Below are 20,662 nucleotides of genomic sequence, written 5' to 3' on the forward strand. Positions count from 1 at the left end.
TTCGCGGCGGTCATGGCCTGGGGGAGACGCCCGGTCCCATTCCGAACCCGGAAGCTAAGACCCAGCACGGCAATGGTACTGCACCCGGAAGAGTGTGGGAGAGTAGCACACCGCCGCCACAACACGTTGAAAGGCCTCTGATGACATAAGTCACCAGAGGCCTTTACTTGTATATACGGGCGTACACCCCTACAAAACACATGCTGTCTGCAAGCCGGACCTCTAGCCCTTGGAGCATTTCAGCTTTATCGAGGCGCTTTATGCTGCGGTACAGCCAAGAGGCGGATACTGGCCCGCCTTATCAGATCTCAGCCAGTGTTCCTGCGATGCAATAGATAAGAAAAGTGAAACTAACGTCGAGCAACTTATGATATTCCAGCTCATACGATACTTTAAAGAGCCATCAATAGCCGCTTACACCGCTGATCGGGATCAACACAGTAGCCAATAGACTGTCCAATAATCTTCAGGTCGTGTCTTATCGGTGAGGCGCCCGGTGCAGTCAATGAAACCTCTCCGGGAACTGTGGTTTTCACATGAATTTGGCAGTGTCTCAAAACCCTTGTGTGTCAATACATAAAACGTTAAAGCAAATAAGTAAAATGTCAGCTGTTGCCCACCATATACAGGGAGGTATTAGATGGCTGGCAGGATATTCGATATCCATTTGGACAAACATGTGCCGAAGGCGACCATACCGGTAACCGAACAACGACATCTCTGGTTCCGTGAGTTCATGAAACCATATCTGATGGTCATCATTCTGTACATTACCATGTACCTTGTTCGGAATAATTTTAAAGCGGCACAGCCTTTGATGAAGCAGCAGTTGGGCATTACAACCCAGCAGTTGGGCGTAATTGGTTTTGTTTTCTCCGTTGTCTATGGAATCGGAAAAATCGTTGTGGGATATCTGGTCACAGGCAAAGACAACAAGAAGATTGCATCAATCATGCTTTTCTGCTCGTCTATCGTGGTCATTTGCATCGGCTTCCTCTTCACCTTAAGTCATGTGCCTATTGGTTGGTTGATCGTTCTATGGGCCTTGAACGGGGTCTTTCAGTGCGCCGGCGGCCCAAGCTGCGCGACGGTGATCTCCAACTGGACGACGAAGACGACCTACGGCCGATATTTGGGTGTTTGGAACGCTTCCCACAATATAGGCGGTGGCTTGGCTGGGGTATTCGCCATCTGGTGTGCCCAAACCTTCTTCGGAGGCAAGGTGGCCGGTATGTTTATCGTCCCGGGTGTAGTGGCGCTTCTTGTGGCTATTATGTGCTTCCTGGTCGGCAAGAACCGGCCTGAGGATCTCGGGTGGGAACCCTCAGAGAAGATCTTCGATGAGCCTGTCAAGCAGGAAGACAAAGAGTCGCATGATGATACCACTTGGCAGATTTTCCGCCGGTACCTGCTCTCCAACCCTTGGGTTTGGGTGCTTTGCGTCAGCAACGTTTTCGTCTATCTGATCCGTATCGGCATCGACAACTGGGCGCCTCTGCGTGTGACTGAGCAGTTGCATTTCAGCAATCAAGTGGGGGCGCGGACCATCTTCTATTTCGAGATGGGTGCTCTGATCGGATGCCTTCTCTGGGGAGTGGTGTCTGACTTCCTGGGCGGCAGGCCTGCCTTGGTATCCACGCTTTGCGCCATCTGCCTGCCACTCGGAATGGCAGGCTACCAGCTGGGCCGCACCCCTGTGGTCATTTACATCTCGCTCTTCTTCCTGGGCATGTTCATCTTCGGACCCCAGATGTTGATAAACATTTCCATGCTCAATCAGATTCCCAAGCGGGCCAATGTGCTGTCCGGCGGCATGGTCGGTGCATTCGCCTACCTGTTCGGTGATTCCACCGCCAAGGTCCTGCTGGCCAAAATCGCAGACTCCTCGTCCGATGGACTGACCGTGTTGGGGCATGTGCTGCATGGTTGGAATGACACTTTTATCGTGCTGTATATCGCCATTGTCTGCGCAGTCGTGCTTCTGGGCCTAGTGGCCCTGATGGAAGAGAAACGCATTAGAGGAGGTCGTCGATGAACATCACCAATTTCCGGGATCTGGGAGGCATTCGGACCATCCATGGCCGCAGGGTACGCCCCCACAGGTTCATCCGGTCAGGGCAGCTGGTCGGCCTGGACGAGGAGACCAGGAGGGATTTGGTCGACCGCTACCATGTGACGCAGGTCGTGGACTTCCGCCGGCCTTTCGAGATACAGGAGAGCCCTGATGATCCAATTGAAGGCATCACCTTCACCAACATCGATCTGCTGGGCATGATTGGTGCCCGCAATACCAGCTTGGACGACTTCGCCTCCATAGGTTCGGTCGATCGGGTCAATGACCATATGCTGGGTACCTACCACGACATGGTCTTGAATCCAGGCGCTCAGAAAGGTTTTGGGCGCTTCCTGCGCATCGTCGTGGACAACGCCCAGGGTGCCACCCTCTTCCACTGTTTCGCCGGCAAGGACCGGACCGGGTTCGCCGCGGCCCTGGTGCTCTGGCTGCTGGAGGTGGACGACGACCAGATATTCGCTGACTATCTGAAGACCAACCAGGAGAGGGTCGCGGCCAACAACCAGCTGCTGGACCAGTTCCGGGCAAAAGGCTTCGACCAGGATTCACTGGATGCACTGGCGGTTGCACTTTATGTCAAGAAGGAATATCTGATTTACGCCCGCCAACTCATGATCGACGCCTATGGCGATGTCTTCGCCTACGCCCAGCAGGCTCTAGGGTTCGGCCCCGACCAGGTGGAGGCCCTGCGCCGCAACCTGCTGGAGTAATCAGACAAGCTGAATAGTCAGGGACAGATGATCGGGCTTGACTGCCAATGGTAAGGAGGACATCGTGCATACATAAATCTGGGACGGACAGGATTCCGGGCCTCCCGAGTGACCCTGGCCGGTCAATGTTGATCACCAGGGGACCGCGAGGCCCGGGCCACTGTGGAGACGGCCATGGATGCAGGTGTGCGTTTCCTTACGCACAAACATATTGCCGGGCAGACCGCGATTATATGGTCAGCAAAACGGCATGGAAACAACTGGATCCGTCTTAACTGACCATATCAACGTTGCAGGCGTCTGGATGGTCAAGGAGAATTTTGGACTCAGTTTGAAAAGCTTCCATGCCCTGGAGCACCACGGTCTTCTCCAGGCCCAGCATGCTTTCACTCTTTCTTATCTCGCTGGATGTCAGAAGAGGCCGTTGCCGTTGCGGGACTGAACGTCTTCCACGTTGTGCTCGATGATGTCCCAGTGCTCAGCCAGCTGGCCGTCCTGCAGCCGGTAGATGTCGCAAACCTTGTTGACATGGCCGTTCTTCAGTGTGCACTTGAAGAAGACGTAGACCATGTCGCCCTCGCCGTTCAGCCTGATGATCTCAATTTGCGGGCCCAGGGACAGGAAGCCCTTGATGAACTCCAGGAAGCCCGCCTTCCCGTCGGCGCAGGTGGGGTTGTGCTGGATGTAGTCGTCCCGCATGAACCTATCGAGGTTGCTGGTATCTCCCCGGCTGAAGACCTGGTCGTAGAATTCCTGCACCAGGGACTTATTGGCTGCCGTTTCAGTCTCGCTCATCATGAACCTTCGCTTTCTGCCTGTACATAGGCCTTTGAGTTTCTTCATGATAGGTGTCTTCGCTCAGGCTCGTAAGTATGTCTGAGATCTCGGTGAACGGGGACGGTAGCAGGCGGGAAGGCTCTCAGGCCTTGAAGTGGCGCTCGTCGTTCATGGTGGCGAAATTCAGGCCGATCAGGATGCCGCCGCCTATGTAATTGCCCAGCATGGCCACCAGGACCACCAGGATTGCCTTCCAGGCGTTGACCCGCCCGAAGACGCCCAGAATGAGGAAGAGGGCCGAATCCGCTATCGAGTGCTCGAACCCGCAGAAGGCGAAGACGAAGACGGCCACGACCATGATGATGCACTTGGTGAAGTCGTTGGAAAGTTTGCCGTTGTAGACCATGAGCATGGCGATGTTGATGCAGAAGTTACACAGGATGCCGCGCACGAACAGGTCGGCGAAGCCCATGGGGCCGCCGGAGACGTAGCCGGTTTTGGTCGCTGCGGCCGCCAGCATCTGGTCCAGGGTGGGACCGCTGACGATGGAAGAAAAGCGCAGGATGACGGCCACGATCAGGGCCCCGGCCAGGTTGCCCAGAAGGCAGAGGACCAGGATCCGCAGGGAGGCCAGCCAGCCCAGGCGCTTGTGATAGGCGCCTATGGTGACCACCATCATGTTGGAGGTCAGCAGTTCTGAGTTGGTGTAGTAGATCAGGACCAGGGCCCAGCCGAAGGTGGTCGCCGCCAGGACCCGGCCTGCCAGGATCAGGCCGTGGTCGGCGGGGTTCTGGCCGGCCTGGCCCATGATGACGAAGAAGGCCGTGAAGAAGATACCCACAAAGAGGCCGGCCATGGTGGCTCGCTGCATGTACTTGCCGGTCAGGGCGCCGCTCATGGTCTTCTTGCTCTCGACCACATCCAGGACGGTGCTGATGAAGGCCCGTCCGGGGAAGAGGGGCTGTCTGTTCTGTGGATCTGTCATCTGATTGGATTGCTCATTCACGGGGTTCATTATGGCATTCCCGAGTAAAGAGAGACCGCTCTTAGGGCCCGACTGTGCGGGAATTCACTTCTTTGCCAGTGTCACTCGGTGCGCAAGGCAGTGGCAGGATCCTGCTTGGCTGCCTTCCGTGAGGGGATCAGGCCGCCGATCAGGGTCAGGATCACGCTCAGAATGACCAGAGCCACGCCACCTGAGGCAGGCAGAGCTGCATTCACCTCCGTGGTGCCCATGAAGTGGTGCATGATGCTGTTGGCCGGAATGATCAGCAGCAGGGTGATGCCCACCCCCAGCAGGCCCGCCAGAAGTCCGATGAGGCCGGTCTCGGCGTTGAAGACGTTGGAGACGTTCCGCTTGGAAGCGCCCATGGCACGCAGGATGCCGATCTCCTTGGTCCGCTCCAGCACCGAGATATAGGTAATGATGCCGATCATGATGGAGGAAACCACCAGCGAGACCCCGACGAAGGCTATCAGCACATAGGTGATGACGTTGATGATGGTGGTGACCGAATTCATCATCAGGCCGACATAGTCGGTATAGACGATCCTGTTCTTCTCTGCGGCCTTGTCGTTGTAGTGCTTGATGGCATCGCCCACGGAATTCTTGTTCTCGAAGCTGTCCGTGTAGATGCTGATGCGGGAGGGGGCATCCCGGGAGATCAGGCCGAAGTCGCTCAGGTTGTCGGCGTAGGTGCCGGTGGAGACGTACTGGTTGTAGATGGCGACCAGGGCGTCCTGTGGGGCGGTGGCGATGTACTGGTCGAAGGCCTGGGCCGTCTGCTGTTCGGCTGAGGCCCCCGTGGGGATGCCCGCAGAACCTTGGGCTCTTGCAGCGGCCCCGGCCCGGCCCTGGGTCTCCTGGCCGGCCATGGCTGCCGAGCCCTTCATGATCTCCTGGGCCATGCTGGCCTTCTGGCTGACACCCAGGGATGCGATGTAGGCCTTGGCGTCGTTGGCCTTGGCGGCATCGTCGGCAGGGGCGAAGGCCATCCCGTTGAGGACGCTGTGGCCTTGGTCGGCCTCCTGGTCGGTGACGATAGGGCTGGTCTTGGCCTGGTCAATCAGATAATCGGTCAGCTGGCGGGTATATCCAACGCCCACCTTGAGTGGTGTTGCCTTGGCTCCTTGGTTGGGACGGACGATGCCGACGATGTGCAGCTGCAGGCCTTGGTCGGCGGCCTTGGTCATCTGGTCGGTGCTGTCGCCGATGTAGTGGTAGTGGCCGTCGGTCCCCTTGGCGTACTGGTCAGCAGCGGGCACCAGGGAGAGCTTCTGGTCCATGGCCTTGGCATACTCGATGGGCTTGGTGTCGGCCTTGACCTCCTGGCCGCTGTTGAGCTTGTTCATCATGTCGGTGTACTGGCTGGAGGGGAGGATACCCAGCTTGTAGAGGCTGGTGACGGGCATCTGGTTGTTCTTGTCCAGCACCAGGACCACCTGATCCTTGGCCTTGGGCCAGGTGCCGTTCACCACCTGGTAGTTGTCGGTCACCACCTTGCTGATGGTGGTCTTGGCATCGGCCCCCGGCATGATCTCGCCGAAGATCTCCGGAGCCTTGTTCTTCTCGGTCTTGCCGGTCAGGTAGGACATCTGCATGGACTGGATGTCGCCCATGTCGCTGTCGGTGTTGGCCGTGGCCATCTGGCTGGCGGTGGAGCTGGCGTCGTCCTGCCCGCTCATGGTCACCTTGTCCGCAGAGACCAGCTTGCCGTCCGGGTCGTGCCCGAAGACCGCGAACTTGGTGGCGTAGGAGTACTGGATGCCGACGGACCCCACGTATTGATGAATTTCGCTCTTTGGATTATCCAAGTATTTTTTGAAGTCCGTCAGATTGTTCTGGGTGATGCTGCTGGTCAGGCTGGAGGCCCCCTTGATGCTGGAGTCGTCTGGCTGAATGGCCTTGAGATCCTTGTGGGCCTTGGCCTCCTTCTGGGATTCCTGGGCGGAGTCCACTATCTTGTTCAGGTCGAAGGACTGCTCCTGAATGGTGATGGGGTAGGAGGTCATGGTCTCCCGCTGCACCCTGTCGATGTAGCGGTTGACTCCGGTGGACACCGACAGGATCAGGGCGATGCCGATGATACCGATGGATCCTGCGAATGCTGTCAGGGCAGTCCGGGCCTTCTTGGTCCGAAGATTGTTGAAGCTCAGGGACAGGGAAGTCAGCAGACCCATGGAAGCCTTGCCGAAGGTGCGGTGGCGTGCCCGGCGGATGGGCACCTGGTCGTCGGGCAGGGGGTCGGAGTCGCTGATGACCGATCCGTCGTGCAGCTCCACAATCCTGGTGGCGTACTGGTGTGCCAGTTCGGGGTTGTGGGTGACCATGACCACCAGCCGGTCCTGGGCCACCTCCTTGAGCAGGTCCATGATCTGGATGGAGGTCTCCGAGTCCAAGGCTCCGGTGGGCTCGTCAGCCAGGAGGATGCGGGGGTTGTTGACCAGGGCCCTGGCAATGGCCACCCGCTGCATCTGACCGCCCGAGAGCTGGTTGGGCCGTTTGTTCACATGCTGGCCAAGCCCCACCTGCTCCAGGGCCTTCCTGGCCCGCTCCCGCCGCTCCTGCCGGTGCACGCCCGAGATGGTCAGGGCCAGCTCCACGTTGGACAGGATGCTCTGGTGGGGGATCAGGTTATAGCTCTGGAAGACGAAGCCCACGGTGTGGTTGCGGTAGGAGTCCCAGTCGCGGTCCTTGTACTTTTTGGTGGAGGTGCCATTGATGATCAGGTCGCCCTGGTCATAGCGGTCCAGCCCGCCGATGATGTTGAGCAGGGTGGTCTTGCCGGAGCCGGAGGGGCCCAGGATGGCCACGAACTCGTTGTCGCGCAGGTTGACGCTGACATCATTCAAGGCCTGCTGGACGAAGTCCCCCGTTTTGTATTGCTTGGAGATGTGTTCGATCTGCAGCACCGTCGTCCTCCGCTTTCTGGGTTCTCAATGGCTTTAATGGCATGGACTTATGGACTCTTGGAGTGCCAGCTTACGCCATTAGCATGGGTAAATGCCGATATGGCCTAGTCCACCGACTTGAGGGCCTCCAGCATGTCCACATGCTTGAGCTTGTTGTTGACCATCCAGCCCAGTCCTGCCGTGATGACCGTGATCATGACCAGGGGCACGACGAAGGCCACCCAGCTGATGGAGGGGTCAAAGAGAACGTTGTCCGGCGGGACGGTGGTGATGATGTAGTGGTGCAGCCAGGCCCCGAACCCGTACCCGGCCAGGACGCCGATAGCCGAAAGGAGGATGGTCTCCCGGTAGATGTACATGGTCACCTCGCGGTCGTAGAAGCCCAGCACCTTGATGGTGCTCAACTCGCGGATCCGCTCCTCCACGTTCAGGTTGGTCAGGTTGTAAAGGATGACCAGGGCCAGCAGGGTGGCCACGATGATCAGCACCTGCATGATCATGTTCAGGGACCTGACCACGGTGTCGATTTGGCTCATCAGGGTCGTGTTCTGCACCACACCCTGGATTCCGTCAATCCGCATGAAGGAGGCGGCCTGCCTTCTGGTGTTCTCCGCGCTGGAGTCCTTGAAGGTGACCAGGTGGGCGTTGGGCGAGAAGTCCTGGTGAAAGACGGTCCTGTAGGCCGATGGGCTCATGAAGACGAAGTGTCCCAGGTACATCTCGCAGATGCCGTCCACCCGCATGGTCCTGTCCCTGCCGCCTGAATCCTGCAGGGTGATCCTGTCGCCAACCTTGGTCCCTGTCAGCTGGGCTATGCGTTCGGAGAGGATCACGCCGTCGCCCTTGAGGCGCAGGGGCTTGTGCCCCGACCGGGTGTCCATGCGGATGAAGTCGTCCAGGTGTTCGGCGCTGGCCGGCGCGATCATGGTGATGGACTGCTTGTCGGCGTTGTGTCCGGCTGTCTTGCTCATCTCCTCGTAGCGCACGTTCAGGGAACGGCTCACATCGGGCTTTTCCAGCCGCTTTTTGATGGATTGGCGCTGGTCGGATGTGGCCTGGCTGTTCTCGGCGGCGATCAGGTCGTAGCGAATGACTTGGCCGAACTGGTGCTCGTTGATGGCCGAGATGGACCCCTGCACGCCGAATCCCGCCATCAGGAGGGCCACCGATCCGCAGACTCCGAAGATGGTCATCAGCATTCGCTGCTTGTAGCGGAAAATGTTCCGGGCGGTGACCTTGTGGGTGAAGTTGAGCCGGTTCCAGATCAGGGGGATGCGCTCCAGGAAAATCTTCGAACCGGCGCTGGGCGGCTTGGGCAGGAGGAGGGCCGACGGTTTCTCGCGCAGCTCCCGCCAGGCGCTCAGGAAGGCCGGGACCACGGCGCTCAGGAAGGCCAGCAGGCAGGCCAGGAGGGTGATGGGCAGGTGGAAGCCGTAGTGGATGGGCGGCATGTCGAAGGCGTGGGCATAGGCCCGGTAGACGATCCAGGGCAGGAGAGTGTGGCCGGCGATGATGCCCAGAAGAGCGCCCAGGGCCGAGGCCGCTCCGCCATAGACCAGGAACTTGGCCATGACATCCTGGTCCCTATAGCCCAGGGCCTTGAGCGTCCCGGCGTTGATTCGCTCCTCGTCCACAAAGCGCGTCATGGTGGTGAAGGTGACCAGGGCGGCGACCAAATACATGAAGTAGGGGAAGACCTTGGCCAGCGAGTCCACGATGAAGGAGACGGAGGCGTAGACCTTGTAGCCCTCTGAGCCGGGCGCCTCACGACGAGAGTCCAGGGCGTAGACCGGCTTTTCCAGTCGGCTCAGCTGGTCGGCTGCCTTGTTCAGCTTTTCCTGGGAGTCGTCTATCTTCTTCTGGGCGTCTGGGCTCTCCCTCTTGAACTTGTCCAGTTTGGTCTGGTATTCCGCGGTTTTCTGATCCAGGGTGGCCTGGGCCTGGTCGATCTGCCCCTGGGCTGAGGCACGGCTGTTGGCCAGCTGCTGCCGGGCCTGGACTAGCTTGGCCTTGCCCTTGGCCAGCTGTGCGGAGGCCTGGTCAAGTTGGGCCTTGCCTTGGGCCAGTTGGCGCTCGCTTTCATTCACCTTGTCTCTTGCCTGGGTCAGTTCCCGACGCTTTGCGTCCAGGGTCTGCTGGTTGGCCGCAACCTGGGCCATGCCGGGGGTGTACTGGTTGGTCATGAAGGCATCGCGGCCCGCCTTGGCCTTGACTACCAGGGCGTCGATCTGCGGTGACTGCCGGTTGAGCTCGGCCAGCTGGGCTTGGAGTCCGGCCTTTTTGCCGTTGAGCTCGTCCTGCTGCTGGGGGGTCAGCCCGGGGGTGGCCAGCTGGGCGCCGATGGCCTGAATGAGGCCGGTGACCTGTGCAACGCCTTGTCTGCATTGCTGCTGCGCTTCCTGAGCCTGGGATACAGCCTGGTCGGCCTGGGTCTTGCCGCCCTCCAGCTGCTGGCGGGAACCATCAAGCTTGGCCTGTCCCTGGTCGATGGCCTGCTGCCCCTGCTCGGCCTGTTGCCTGCCCTGGGCCACCTGGCTGGCGGAGGACTGATACTGCTTCTGTTTTCGAGCCAGTTCAGCCGAGCTCAGGTCCACCTCCTGTTGTCCTTGGTCGATGGCTGCCTGGGCCTGTACCGTCTTGGTTGCCAGTTGGTTCTTGGCGGACTGGATGCTCTGGGCACCCTGGTCCAGATTCTTCTTGGCCTGGTCCAGCTGCTGCCGGTTCCCCTCGAGTTCCGCTCTGGACTGATCCACCTGGTCCTGCCCCTGGTTCAGCTGCTTCTGCAGAGGAGCCTTAATGGCGTTCAGTCTGGCGGTGGGGCGGCCTGACAGAATCCTGTTCAGATCGTCCTTGTGGGTCTGCAGGGCCTGGATGTACTGGTCGGAATAGTGGTCCTTGATTCGATCCAGGTCCTTGAAGGTCAGTCGGGCGATCATGTACTCGTCCGAGTCGAAGGCCTTGGGTGTGGTCACAGCGTAGGAGTCCAGGGAACCGGATCCGGCTGTGGAAGGGCCCATGTTGACCTTGCTCAGGATCTCGGTCGACTTGACCGTACCCACCACGCGGAGCTTGTGGTGCCTCAGAACCTTCCTACCCAGCTGGTCGGCCTTTTCGTCCACCTGAATGCTGCTGCCGATGGGGTGGCTCTCTGCCAGGGCCGTATCGACCGCCACCTGGTCCGGTCTGGTCGGCATTGATCCGTCAACCAGCTCATAGGTGGAGATCCGGTCGGGGGCGGAGTAGATGCGAAGGCTCTTGTCGGTGCCCTTGAGCACCACATCCTTCAGATACCCGTATTCGATTCCCGAGTTGCCGGGGGCGGTGTCGATGGCATCCTGGTCCTCCTGGTCCAGCCCATAGCTGCTGATGACCATCAGGTCGGCCAGATGGTGGTTGGACAGGTAGGCGTTGCCGGCCTGCCGCATGTCCGGCCCGGTCACGCTCAGCCCTACCAGGGCGAAGGAACCCAGCGCCACCAGGCAGACGATGGAGATGAACCGTCCCAGGGACTTGCGCAGGGAGACCCGGATGTCGTGCCAGAGCACCTTCCTGACGGGCTGCATCTTTACCACTCCACGTTTTCGATGTCTTCGGGGCTGTCATTGGTCTGCACGGCCTGGACCCGGGCGTCGTGCATGCGGATGACCCTGTCGGCGATGGGGGCGATGGCCGCGTTATGGGTGACGATGACCACGGTGGCGCCCTTCTTGCGGCACTGGTCCTGGAGGATGCGCAGCACCTGCTTGCCGGTCCGGTAGTCAAGGGCTCCAGTGGGTTCGTCACAGAGCAGGATCTTGGGGTTCTTGGCCACGGCCCGGGCGATGGCCACCCGCTGCTGCTCGCCGCCGGAAAGCTGGGCGGGGAAGTTGTCGATCCGGTCTCCCAGGCCTACGTCGACCAGGGTCTGGACCGGGTCGGCGGCATCGTCCACGATCTCCGAGGCCAGTTCCACGTTCTCCCTGGCGGTCAGGTTGGCCACCAGATTGTAGAACTGGAAAACGAAGCCCACGTCGTAGCGGCGGTAGGTGGTCAGCTGCCGGGCGTCGTAGCCGGCGATGTCCTTCCCGTCCACGATCACCTGGCCCTCGTTGCAGGTGTCCATGCCGCCCAGGATGTTCAGCACGGTCGACTTGCCGGCTCCCGAGGCGCCCAAGATGACCACGAGTTCGCCCTTTTCGATGGAGAAGGTGACCTCATTGTTGGCCACGATGGTCGTTTCGCCGGTCACGTACCGCTTCGTCTCTCCGATGACGTCGATATAGCCCATCATGCCCTCTCGTAACCCTGGCTGTGCGGCGGGGCCGTCCGGCGCGAGGGACGCCCCCCTGATGCTCTTTTCCCCACTACTGTATACGTTCGCGGGGTCCGGAGCACAGGAGAACCGCCTGCCGGGAGGCGTCATGTTCACCGACCCTGCAAGGGCTCAGAGGGCTTGCAGGAGATTGCCCAGTTTCCGGCTGTCCCTGACCGGTCTGCCCTGGCGGAAGGTGATGAACCGCTGGCAGGTCTGGGCCAGGAACTCCTGGTCGTGCGAGATGACGACCACCATGACCCCCAGGGAGCGCATGTAGCGGATCATCCCGGTCACCTGATTCATATGGAGCAGGTCCAGGCCGCTGGTGGGCTCGTCCAGAACCACCAGGCGCTTGCCCGACAGTATGGCGGCCGCGATGGCCACCCGCTGCTTTTCCCCGCCGGAGAGGGTGTTGGGGTGTCGGCCCAGGAGCCGCTCCAGGTCCAGCTTTCGTGCCACCTCCTCGAAGAGGTCGGTCCGTTTGGCTCCAAGGAGCATCTCGCCCTCCACGGTCTCGCTGAAGAGCTGGTAGTTGACATCCTGAAAGACCATGTAGGAGTCCTCGACGCGCTCCCTGGCGGTCTGTTTCGTCCCATTCAGGCTGATTGCCGACCTGTCGCCAGGCTTGAGCAGTCCGGTCAGGACCGAGGCGAAGGTGCTCTTGCCGGCGCCGTTGCGACCGATGATGCCGGTGATGTCATCGCTGGACAGGGTCAGGTCGTCCACATCCAAGGCAGGAGGCTGGTCGTGATGGTAGGCATAGGTCAGGTTCCGGACCCGGAGCAGGTCGGGGGTCCTGTCATCGATGACCCTGGCAGGTGTGCTCGCATTCTCGGTCGCGTCCAGGTCCAGGGCCCGCAGCCCCATAGCCTGGCGACTCGGACCATCCAGTCCCCTCATGGCGGCCGGGGTCAGGTGCTCTGCCAGCCTGCCGTCCTTCATGACCAGGAAGTCGTCGGCCAGGCCGTCCAGGTAGTAGAGGCGGTGCTCGATCAGGACCATGGTCAGGCCCCGGTCCTTCAAGCGGCCCAGGATCTGCGCCAGGCTGGCCACCGCTTCGACGTCCAGATTGCCTGAAGGCTCGTCCAGGACCAGGATCTGCGGGTCCATCATGCAGGAGGAGGCGATGGCGATCATCTGCTTCTCGCCCCCGGACAGGGAGAAGATGTCCCGATCCAAGAGCCGGGTGATGCCGAAGAGGTCGGCCACCTGGTCTATACGCTCCCGGATGGCCTCCGGCTGGACCCCGGTGTTCTCCAGGGGGAAGGCCAGCTCGCTGCGGACGTCGGTGGTGAAGAACTGGGTCTTGGGGTTCTGGAAGACCGATCCCACCTGCTCCGAAAGCCGGTAGATGGGCCGGGCCGTGGTGGGTTCGCCCCCGATCAGGCACTCTCCCTCCAGCTTGCCCTCGTAGAGTTCGGGAATCAGGCCGTTGATGACCCTGGACAGGGTGGTCTTGCCACAGCCGCTCGGCCCGGTGACCACGGTCAGCCGTCCCTGGCCCATTCGGCAGGAGACTTGCTTGAGGGATGGCTGGCTGGCGCCTTCGTAGGTGAAGCTAAGCCTGGAACATTGCAACATAGGCTCCACATCCCATAAGAACCAGACCCAGGGCGCACATGAGCGCATCCAGTCCGGTGAAGGCGATCTGTTGGATGGAGGTCTTGGGCCCGGGGTCGCCGATCCCCCTGGTCAGGGCGGCCGAGGTCAGGTCGGAGGCCACATTGGTGGCGTTGTTGAGCAGGGGAACGTAGATGTACTCCATGGTCCGCATCGGATGCCGGACCATGTCGCCGGTGGTGACCGCGATCCCCCTGAACTTCATGGCTCGTCTGATCTGGGCGTAGTCGTGCCTGACGGTCGGGAAGAAGCGGAAGAGGACGCTGACGGGGATGACCAGCCACTGGGGGGCGTGGATCTTGCGCAGCAGGTAGACCAGCTCCGAGACCTTGGTGGTGCCCATCATAAAGGCCGCCACCAGCACCAGGGGGAGGATCCTGCCCACGCCGACGAAGAGGAAGAGCAGGTAATGCCCCGGCAGGTTCTCGGGAAAGACCATGGCCAGGGAGGCGCCCAGGGCGAAGACCAGACAGACCAGAAGCCAGGCCTGGCCCTTCCTGACCCTGCCCACGATGACCTGGAAGCTGCAGAAGTAGATGTTGATGGCCAGGACCAGTGGGGTGGGGAGGGTAACGAAGATCAGGGCGTTGGCGAAGATGACCAGCAGGAATCTGGTGTAGATGGAGATGGGCCTCATTGCTTGGCGGGTATCCGGTTGAAATGCCTGTCGACGATCTTGGCGCCTATCCATGCCCCGAGCAGGGCGCCGACCAAGGTGGCCAGAATGCAGACCAGGAAGGTGGCTCCGGTGATGGGCGCGAAGACCCCGTCGATGTACTCCTGGCTCTTGCCGCGGCGGACCAGGCTGGCCACATAGGCGTCCTTCATGAACCAAAGAGGCAGGACGGGGCCGGTGCAGCCGAAGGTGAGGATGACGTAGCTCAGGTAGCGGGCCAGGTTGGGACGGCTCTCCCTGAGCGAGGACTGAACCAGATCAGCCAGCAGGCCGCAGAAAGCATAGGGGATGAAGGAGAGGGCGAAGTGGCCGAAAACCAGCAGGAAGAGGCCCATGATGACGCCGACGATGGTGATGGCCCCGAACCTGGGCACCCGGCGGATCATCAGCATGTAGACCGGGCCGGAGACCAGCCCCACCACAGCGGGGATAAAGAGGGAGGACAGACCGGGCATGACCAGGCCAGCCAGGAAGACGGTGATGAAGTTGCCCACCGCCATGCTGACGAAGTAGAGGGCCGTGAAAATGCCGACGTTGACCAGGTCTTTTGTCTTCAGTGCTTTCATAAAGGATCGCTCCCATCTGGGTGGCGGTCGCTCGGCCCTAGGCCATATCCGCCGATTTCAGGTTGTGCCGTCAAGTTTAGGAGGGCCGGGAGGGAAAGTAAATGATATTTTTTTATGTCTCTTGCCAGTGCTTCACAATCGGGGTATTGCCTGGCGCGCGAGGATTTTGTTAGTGTCCACTGAGAGGGGCGTATCAGAAAGGCGGCACAGAGGACAGGCATGATCAGCAAGCGACTACTTCATCTACCGGGAGCCAGGATGGGCGCCAGCCTCCTGCTGGCCCTCCTGCAGACGATCGGTGCGTTGGCGGAGGTGCTCCTCCTGCCGGTAGCCATCGCGGCCGTGGGCCGTTCCCTTGGCCTGCCTGTTCCCCATGCCCTTGCCTGGGTGCCCGGTCGGCCCGGACCTCTGGCGGCCTTGATAGGTGGGCTGATCCTGGTTCGGCTCCTGACCCAGGCGGTCACCAAGTCCGTCAGTGCCCGGCTGGCCGATGGGATGGGCAAGGCGCTCTCCCAGGCCCTGTATCTATCCGTGTTCGACCCCAACAGGCAAGAGGACGACCTGGGCGTTCCGGCGCAGACCCTGGCCAGGCTTTCGACCGAAGGGGTCAAGTCGGTCGTCTCCTACTTCACGGCTTATATTCCGGCGCTGGTCCAGACCGCCCTGATGCTGGTCGTGACCCTGGCCGTCCTCCTGCCTGTCAGCCCGCTGGCTGCGGCAATCGTCGTGATCGGCATGGTGTCTCTGCCCCTGGCATCCAAGCCCACCATGGGCGAGAACATCAAGGTGCAGCTGGGCCAGTTGCGCAAGTATGACAAGGTCGGCGTCCACTTCGAGCATGCCCTGAGGGGGCTCAACACCTTGAAGATCTTCGGGGCAGACCAGCGGCAGGCTGATGACCTGGCCAAGGAGTCCGAGGGATTCCGCAGGATAACCATGGGGGTCCTAGGCGGGCAGCTGCGCTCGCTGATCAAGGCCGACGTGGTCATCTACACCAGTCTTATTTTGGCGGTTGCAGCGACGGTCCTGATCGGGCAGGGCGGGCCCGCTCGAGTGCTGTCCTGCCTGGTTGTTGCCCTGGCTGGGGTCCGGCTCTTCGCCCCTGAGCGGCAGCTGGTCTACATGATGCATTCCGGCATGGTCGCCATCAAGCAGGGCAAGGCCATCGACGATATTCTCCAGGCGCGGCAGGAGAGTGACGGGAAGTCGGCGGCTCCGGGGACGACTCCTGAGTCACGCGGGAAAGCGCCTTCGGATGTGGCTCCGGCAACGATTCAGGAAGCATCCGAGGAAGCGGCTCCAGAAGCGAGTCTTGAAGCATCTGAGGAAGCAATTCAGGAGTCTGAATCGGAATCCGCCTCGAAGCCTGCTTTGCAGCCTGCGTCGGAATCTGCTTTGGAACCTGTTTCGGATGCTGTCCAAATGCCTGCACGGACATCTGCGTCGAAACCTGTTTTGGGTGCTGTTCAAATCCTTGCACCGGGTTCTGCCAATGCGATGAGGCAGAATACTGGTTCGGCGCGATCGAGCTCGCAGCAGGCAGATCAGACGGATATGTCTGGCGACGATTTGCCGGGCATCAGCGCTCGCAATCTGACCTATACCTATCCTGATGGATTCCAAGCCCTGACCAATCTGAACTTCGTCCTGCCTGCCAAGGGACATGTGGGCCTAGTCGGCGCTTCGGGCTCTGGCAAGAGCACCTTGGCGGGTCTGCTGTCCGGGCGTCTTCAGGGGTATGTCGGCGAACTGTCCATTGGCGGGTGCCAGATCTGCGACCTGTCACGCGAGGAACTGGTCGGTCTACAGACCGTAGTCCGAGGGACCGATCACATCTTTACCGGGACCATCAGATCGAATCTCGATCCGGCCGGACTGGGCTACTCGGATTGGGAGCTGCTGGATGCACTGGACCAGGTCGGTCTGACTGGTCTTGTCCAAAGCAAGGGCGGGCTGGACGCTCACATCGATCCTGAAGGAGGCAACCTCTCCGGTGGGCAGCGCCAGCGCCTATCCATTGCCCGCGGGCTCCTGCGGCGTTCTCCCGTCTATATCTTCGACGAGGCCACCAGCGCCGTGGACCGCGAGCATGACGCTACACTGGCAGCCCTGATGGACGCGCTGGGCAAGGAGTCCCTGGTCCTGACCATCACCCACCGCTTGGCCGGGGTCCGCAATGCCGATTCCATCCTCTTCCTGCAGGAAGGCCGTCTGGCGGAGAGCGGCGGCTTCCGTGAGCTGTTGGATGCCGGGGGCGGATTTGCGGCCCAGTGGAAGGAGCAGGCTCAGTATGAGGACGGGGAGTGAAGACATGCAGCAGACGACCGGCAATCTGACGATGATGCGCCGCATGGCCCGGCTGATGAAGCCTCTGACCGGCACGGAGGGCAAGGCCATCCTCTGCGGCAGTCTGGGCCATCTCTTCGCAGTCTGGAGCATGATGGCAGCCGCAGCGGCCCTGATTGGCCTGGTCACGGACTGGCCGCCGCTGAATGGCCAGTGGGTCGTCTGGGCCCTAGTGGCGGTTCTGACTGCTCTCAGCCGTGGGGTCATGGCTTATGGGGAGCAGTACTACAACCACGAGATGGCCTTCAGCATGCTCCGGGACATCCGCACGACGGTCTTCGACAAGATGCGGTCCCTGGCCCCGGCCGGTTTGCGAGACCAAGCGCGCGGAGACATGGTGACAGTGATCACCAACGACATCGAGCTGCTCGAGATCTTCTACGCCCATACGCTTTCGCCTATCGCCATCGCCCTGGTGACCTCTCTGGCCAATTTGGCCCTGCTCACCTGGCTCTCGCCATGGATGGGTTTGGCCGCCCTGGTCTCCTACCTGATCGTCGGTCTGCTCATACCCATCCTGAGCGCAAGGCCTACCTTCAAGGTAGCCATGAAGGAGCGGACGGCCCAAGCCAATTTGCACTCTCTGCTTCTGGAGACCCTTCAGGGCCGCACCGAACTGGCGGGGCTTGGGGCTCTGGGGAATACCCGTCGCCGGGTGGGAGCCGCCACGGACCGGATGCTGGATGCCAGGGGGCGCACCTCTGGGCGGACCATCGCCAACGATATGGTCACCAACGTGGTTACTCTGATCTGTGCTGGAGCCTTCACGTTGATGGCCTGCTACCTAGGTTCGGCGGGCTTGGTGGATCCTGCCCGGGGCATGATCGGACTGGCCGGCTTTCTCTCTTCCTTTGCTCCCTTGATACCTGTGGCCCGGCTAGGCGCTGGCCTACAGCCCACCTTGGCCGCGGCCCGACGTGTTTTCTCGCTTTTGGACAAGGAGCCGCCTGTGCGCGAGGTGAAACCCGATCATGGAAACCCCCTGACGGAGTTCACTGTAGAAGAGGCCAAGGCGGTTTCCTTCTCCTACGCTGGCAAGACTGACCCGGATAAGGACGACCTGGGTGAACATGGCGGCCGGACTTCGGTTTTGGAGGGTCTGGACCTTTCCATCAAGCCTGGCGAGCTGATCGGGATTCAGGGTGCCAACGGAGTCGGCAAGTCCACCTTGATCGATCTGCTGATGCGGTTCCAGGAGCGCAGCGGCGGGGATCTGACCGTTTCCGACCTGCCGATCGAGACCATCTGCACCGCTGATCTGCGTGCCCAGCAGACTCTGGTGAGCCAGGACACTTATATATTCAGTCTCACATTGGCGGATAACATCGCTCTGGCTCGGCCCGATGCCAGCAGAGAGGATATTGAGCAGGCGGCTCATGATGCCTGCCTGGATGATCTGATCGACCAGCTACCCGACGGCTTGGATCATTTGCTTGCTGACAATGGCTCGGACCTGTCCGAGGGGCAGCGGCAACGAGTGGCCTTGGCTCGAGCCTTTTTGAGTCCAGCGCCTCTCATGCTCCTGGACGAACCCACTAGCAATATGGATGCCCTCTTGGAGGGTCGGGTTCTGACCAGACTGATCGAGCGGAAGGGTGACCGTACCTGCCTGATCGTCTCCCACCGTCCTTCAGTTCTTGCCCGGGTTGACCGGTTGCTGACGCTGCAGGACGGCAGACTTATCCCCTCCTAATCGCTGGCAGACGGAAGACGGCTGCCAGTCATAGGAACTGGCGCATGATCTCCCGCAGCGGTGGCATCTTGGGAATCTGGAACTTCTCTTTGTAGTAGCCGACTCCGAACCGCATGTAGCCCTGGGCCTCGTCGTAGACGGTCACGTGGCTCAGGACCGACCGGTCGAATATGTCTGTCTTGTGGAGGCGGTCGCTCCGGGTGGTACACAACTCATGGTGTCCAGATTGATGTTGCGGTAATGATTGATCCTGGTGGCCTCCAGGCCTATCTGAATGGCAGGGGTCTAGAGGGTACTTCGTAAGGAAACAGCCCTGGAGGGGATGCGTATCCGTACTGCTACCATCTACCCCGAGGCTATCAGGCCGACCTGTTGAACACCATCACAGATAAACAGACGCTAATGAGATATGCAAGTCAGTATCAGATAACCCCTGAAAGAACGGCCAGAGTGGTATCTTTCGCCATCACCCAGCCTGAAGATACTTATTGGAGAATTCGCCACAGACCTACTTTTCATCCATGGTGAATTCCTGATCGATCTCTTTCGCTCCTTGCTGGAGGTGGACAACCGGATACCGGCCCGGGTCATAGCCTCACACGCTTCTATACCTTGGTCCTCACTGACCGGGACGGCAGATTCTTGAAGATCGTGACCTTGTAGCCCTGTTTCACAGCGTCAAGGTTGGTTTCTTTGAAGCGCAATGTGATTCAGCGATACCTACTACGTCCGCTTGGTCGACCTTGGCCAGCGCCAGAGCTTCCGCTGGGGTGGAACCGGACGATTTGGCTTTAGAGAACTCCTGCCTGCTCTGGACTCGATCAGTGTTGTCCTCGATATCTTTGAATCCGGAGCATGTGGCTGAGTACTGTCTTTTTTGAAATGATGGGAGATTCCCAGTTCCCGAATTTTGGCATGCAATTCAGCCTCGGGTGAGCCGACTATACCATGTTTTTGGGCTAGTTGTCTACGAAATTTGGGTGGTGGGACGAAAGTTTCGGGTTCGATGTACCAGTCCTGGATGGTGGCCATATAGGCTTAATACCCGGCATGCTTGTGGATGTAGTCGGCAATCCTGCCGGCGACCTCGTTGCTTACCTCAATCGCCAGTTCTTTTCCTTCGCAAAAGGCTGGCTGGACATCCACGATTATCAGGGTCTTGGTCGAGGCGATCGTTTTCTCTGCTGGAACAGATGGTACGAATCAAGAATGTCCAACTTTACCTTGCTAGTCACTCCTTTATTATGGCAGTCTAACGCCATGCTTCGGCCGGTCGTATCAGTCTCCAAGTATATGAAGGAATGCAGAGAATGCAGCTGGCGGACAAGGTGGCGTAGTGGGCACTAGATCATCGAGAGTGTCCGTCGCGGATCAGATTCAATGATATGGTCTTATGGGGCTGTTGAGGCAGTTAGTGATCTTTCTGACGCCACTCTTTTCCTTCAGACAAAGCAGATGTTCAAAATTCTGGTCGCAAATACCCAAGGTCAGCCGCCATAAGGGTCGTCATCTTCTGCCACAAACTCTGTGGAATGGTCTCCACTTGGCTTCCCAGTCGTTTTAGCGTGGTGGTCACGTTCATGGCATAGCAGTGAGCGATATTCCCAGCCAAGTGAGCCTTGGCATCGACTAGATTTCACGGCAGCCTTAGTGCTAGGTTGTTATGGACCAGGTCAGCTTGTTGTATACTGCTACGTCATCGAAGAGCTGGGGAGTATTGATCTTTTGAAAGTACCACGGTGTTGCGCAGGTGCAACTGTATTTGACCCAAGACGGCTATCACGGGCACTATGATCCATTTTGTATCGGAGAGTCCGTCGGGCATATGGATGATGGCCCTGGAACCACCAGTCGACAGCCAGCTGACCGCTTTCCAGGTTCAGCTTGGCGTGGGGCGCAGCGGCCGGAGCCGCTACCGCTTCATGCTTGGCTTGGGTGAAACTTGACTTTGTTGCTCTGTCGGTAGAGCGCACAGACCATCGTATTTACCGAAT

13 protein-coding genes, 1 rRNA gene and 1 pseudogene are annotated in these 20,662 nt (G+C 59.9%); 5 read left to right on the forward strand and 10 right to left on the reverse strand.

The window, feature by feature from the left end:
* The first annotated feature begins 2 nt into the window (after positions 1 to 2).
* The 3 genes from rrf (at position 3) to AACP62_RS07755 (ending at position 2,784) form a co-directional block, all read left to right on the forward strand.
* Positions 3 to 119 (forward strand): 5S ribosomal RNA (gene rrf / locus AACP62_RS07745).
* A 521-nt stretch (positions 120 to 640) separates the two neighbouring features.
* Entirely contained in the window at positions 641 to 2,035 is a 1,395-nt protein-coding gene (gene uhpT, locus AACP62_RS07750) for a hexose-6-phosphate:phosphate antiporter (RefSeq protein WP_339347539.1), read from the forward strand.
* Positions 2,032 to 2,784: a tyrosine-protein phosphatase gene (locus AACP62_RS07755; protein WP_339347540.1), complete on the forward strand. Its 753-nt coding sequence runs from the start codon at positions 2,032 to 2,034 to the stop codon at positions 2,782 to 2,784. The genes uhpT and AACP62_RS07755 overlap by 4 nt, the downstream gene beginning before the upstream one ends.
* A 411-nt stretch (positions 2,785 to 3,195) precedes the next feature.
* On the opposite strand, the gene AACP62_RS07760 is transcribed toward AACP62_RS07755, so the two are convergent.
* From AACP62_RS07760 to AACP62_RS07795, 8 genes are all read right to left on the reverse strand, one after another.
* Positions 3,196 to 3,579, reverse strand: a complete 384-nt coding sequence (locus AACP62_RS07760) for a nuclear transport factor 2 family protein (RefSeq protein WP_339347541.1) — start codon at positions 3,577 to 3,579, stop codon at positions 3,196 to 3,198.
* A gap of 124 nt (positions 3,580 to 3,703) precedes the next feature.
* On the reverse strand, positions 3,704 to 4,546 hold the full coding sequence (locus AACP62_RS07765; RefSeq protein ID WP_044097952.1) for a formate/nitrite transporter family protein: 843 nt from the start codon (positions 4,544 to 4,546) through the stop codon (positions 3,704 to 3,706).
* Positions 4,547 to 4,647: 101 nt separating this feature from the next.
* Positions 4,648 to 7,473, reverse strand: coding sequence for an ABC transporter ATP-binding protein/permease (locus tag AACP62_RS07770; protein WP_339347543.1), 2,826 nt, complete (start codon positions 7,471 to 7,473; stop codon positions 4,648 to 4,650).
* Positions 7,474 to 7,577: 104 nt separating this feature from the next.
* A complete protein-coding gene (locus AACP62_RS07775; RefSeq protein WP_339347545.1) occupies positions 7,578 to 11,036 on the reverse strand; it encodes an FtsX-like permease family protein in 3,459 nt (1,152 codons plus the stop codon).
* Between the two features lie 2 nt (positions 11,037 to 11,038).
* Positions 11,039 to 11,740, reverse strand: a complete 702-nt coding sequence (locus AACP62_RS07780; protein ID WP_045923831.1) for an ABC transporter ATP-binding protein — start codon at positions 11,738 to 11,740, stop codon at positions 11,039 to 11,041.
* Between the two features lie 156 nt (positions 11,741 to 11,896).
* Positions 11,897 to 13,396, reverse strand: a complete 1,500-nt coding sequence (locus tag AACP62_RS07785; RefSeq protein ID WP_339347547.1) for an ABC transporter ATP-binding protein — start codon at positions 13,394 to 13,396, stop codon at positions 11,897 to 11,899.
* Entirely contained in the window at positions 13,326 to 14,024 is a 699-nt protein-coding gene (locus AACP62_RS07790; protein WP_339347549.1) for an energy-coupling factor transporter transmembrane component T, read from the reverse strand. The genes AACP62_RS07785 and AACP62_RS07790 overlap by 71 nt, the downstream gene beginning before the upstream one ends.
* On the reverse strand, positions 14,021 to 14,629 hold the full coding sequence (locus AACP62_RS07795) for an MptD family putative ECF transporter S component (RefSeq protein ID WP_198216721.1): 609 nt from the start codon (positions 14,627 to 14,629) through the stop codon (positions 14,021 to 14,023). The genes AACP62_RS07790 and AACP62_RS07795 overlap by 4 nt, the downstream gene beginning before the upstream one ends.
* A gap of 219 nt (positions 14,630 to 14,848) precedes the next feature.
* Between AACP62_RS07795 and AACP62_RS07800 the strand changes: the two genes are divergently transcribed.
* Together AACP62_RS07800 and AACP62_RS07805 are read left to right on the forward strand one after the other, a co-directional pair.
* The gene (locus AACP62_RS07800) at positions 14,849 to 16,936 is read left to right on the forward strand and encodes an ATP-binding cassette domain-containing protein (protein ID WP_339347551.1); all 2,088 of its coding nucleotides are present in this window, start codon (positions 14,849 to 14,851) and stop codon (positions 16,934 to 16,936) included.
* On the forward strand, positions 16,920 to 18,668 hold the full coding sequence (locus tag AACP62_RS07805; protein ID WP_339347553.1) for an amino acid ABC transporter ATP-binding/permease protein: 1,749 nt from the start codon (positions 16,920 to 16,922) through the stop codon (positions 18,666 to 18,668). Before AACP62_RS07800 ends, AACP62_RS07805 begins: the two co-directional genes overlap by 17 nt.
* Positions 18,669 to 18,696: 28 nt before the next feature.
* On the opposite strand, the gene AACP62_RS07810 is transcribed toward AACP62_RS07805, so the two are convergent.
* Together AACP62_RS07810 and AACP62_RS07815 are read right to left on the reverse strand one after the other, a co-directional pair.
* A complete protein-coding gene (locus AACP62_RS07810) occupies positions 18,697 to 18,879 on the reverse strand; it encodes a hypothetical protein (protein ID WP_144085837.1) in 183 nt (60 codons plus the stop codon).
* A 347-nt stretch (positions 18,880 to 19,226) separates the two neighbouring features.
* Positions 19,227 to 19,841: pseudogene (locus tag AACP62_RS07815) on the reverse strand (isochorismatase family protein); the annotation flags it as partial.
* Between the last annotated feature and the right edge of the window lie 821 nt (positions 19,842 to 20,662).

Source organism: Bifidobacterium apis, from assembly GCF_036986835.1.
In the GTDB taxonomy this organism is placed as follows: Bacteria; Actinomycetota; Actinomycetes; order Actinomycetales; family Bifidobacteriaceae; genus Bombiscardovia; species Bombiscardovia apis_A.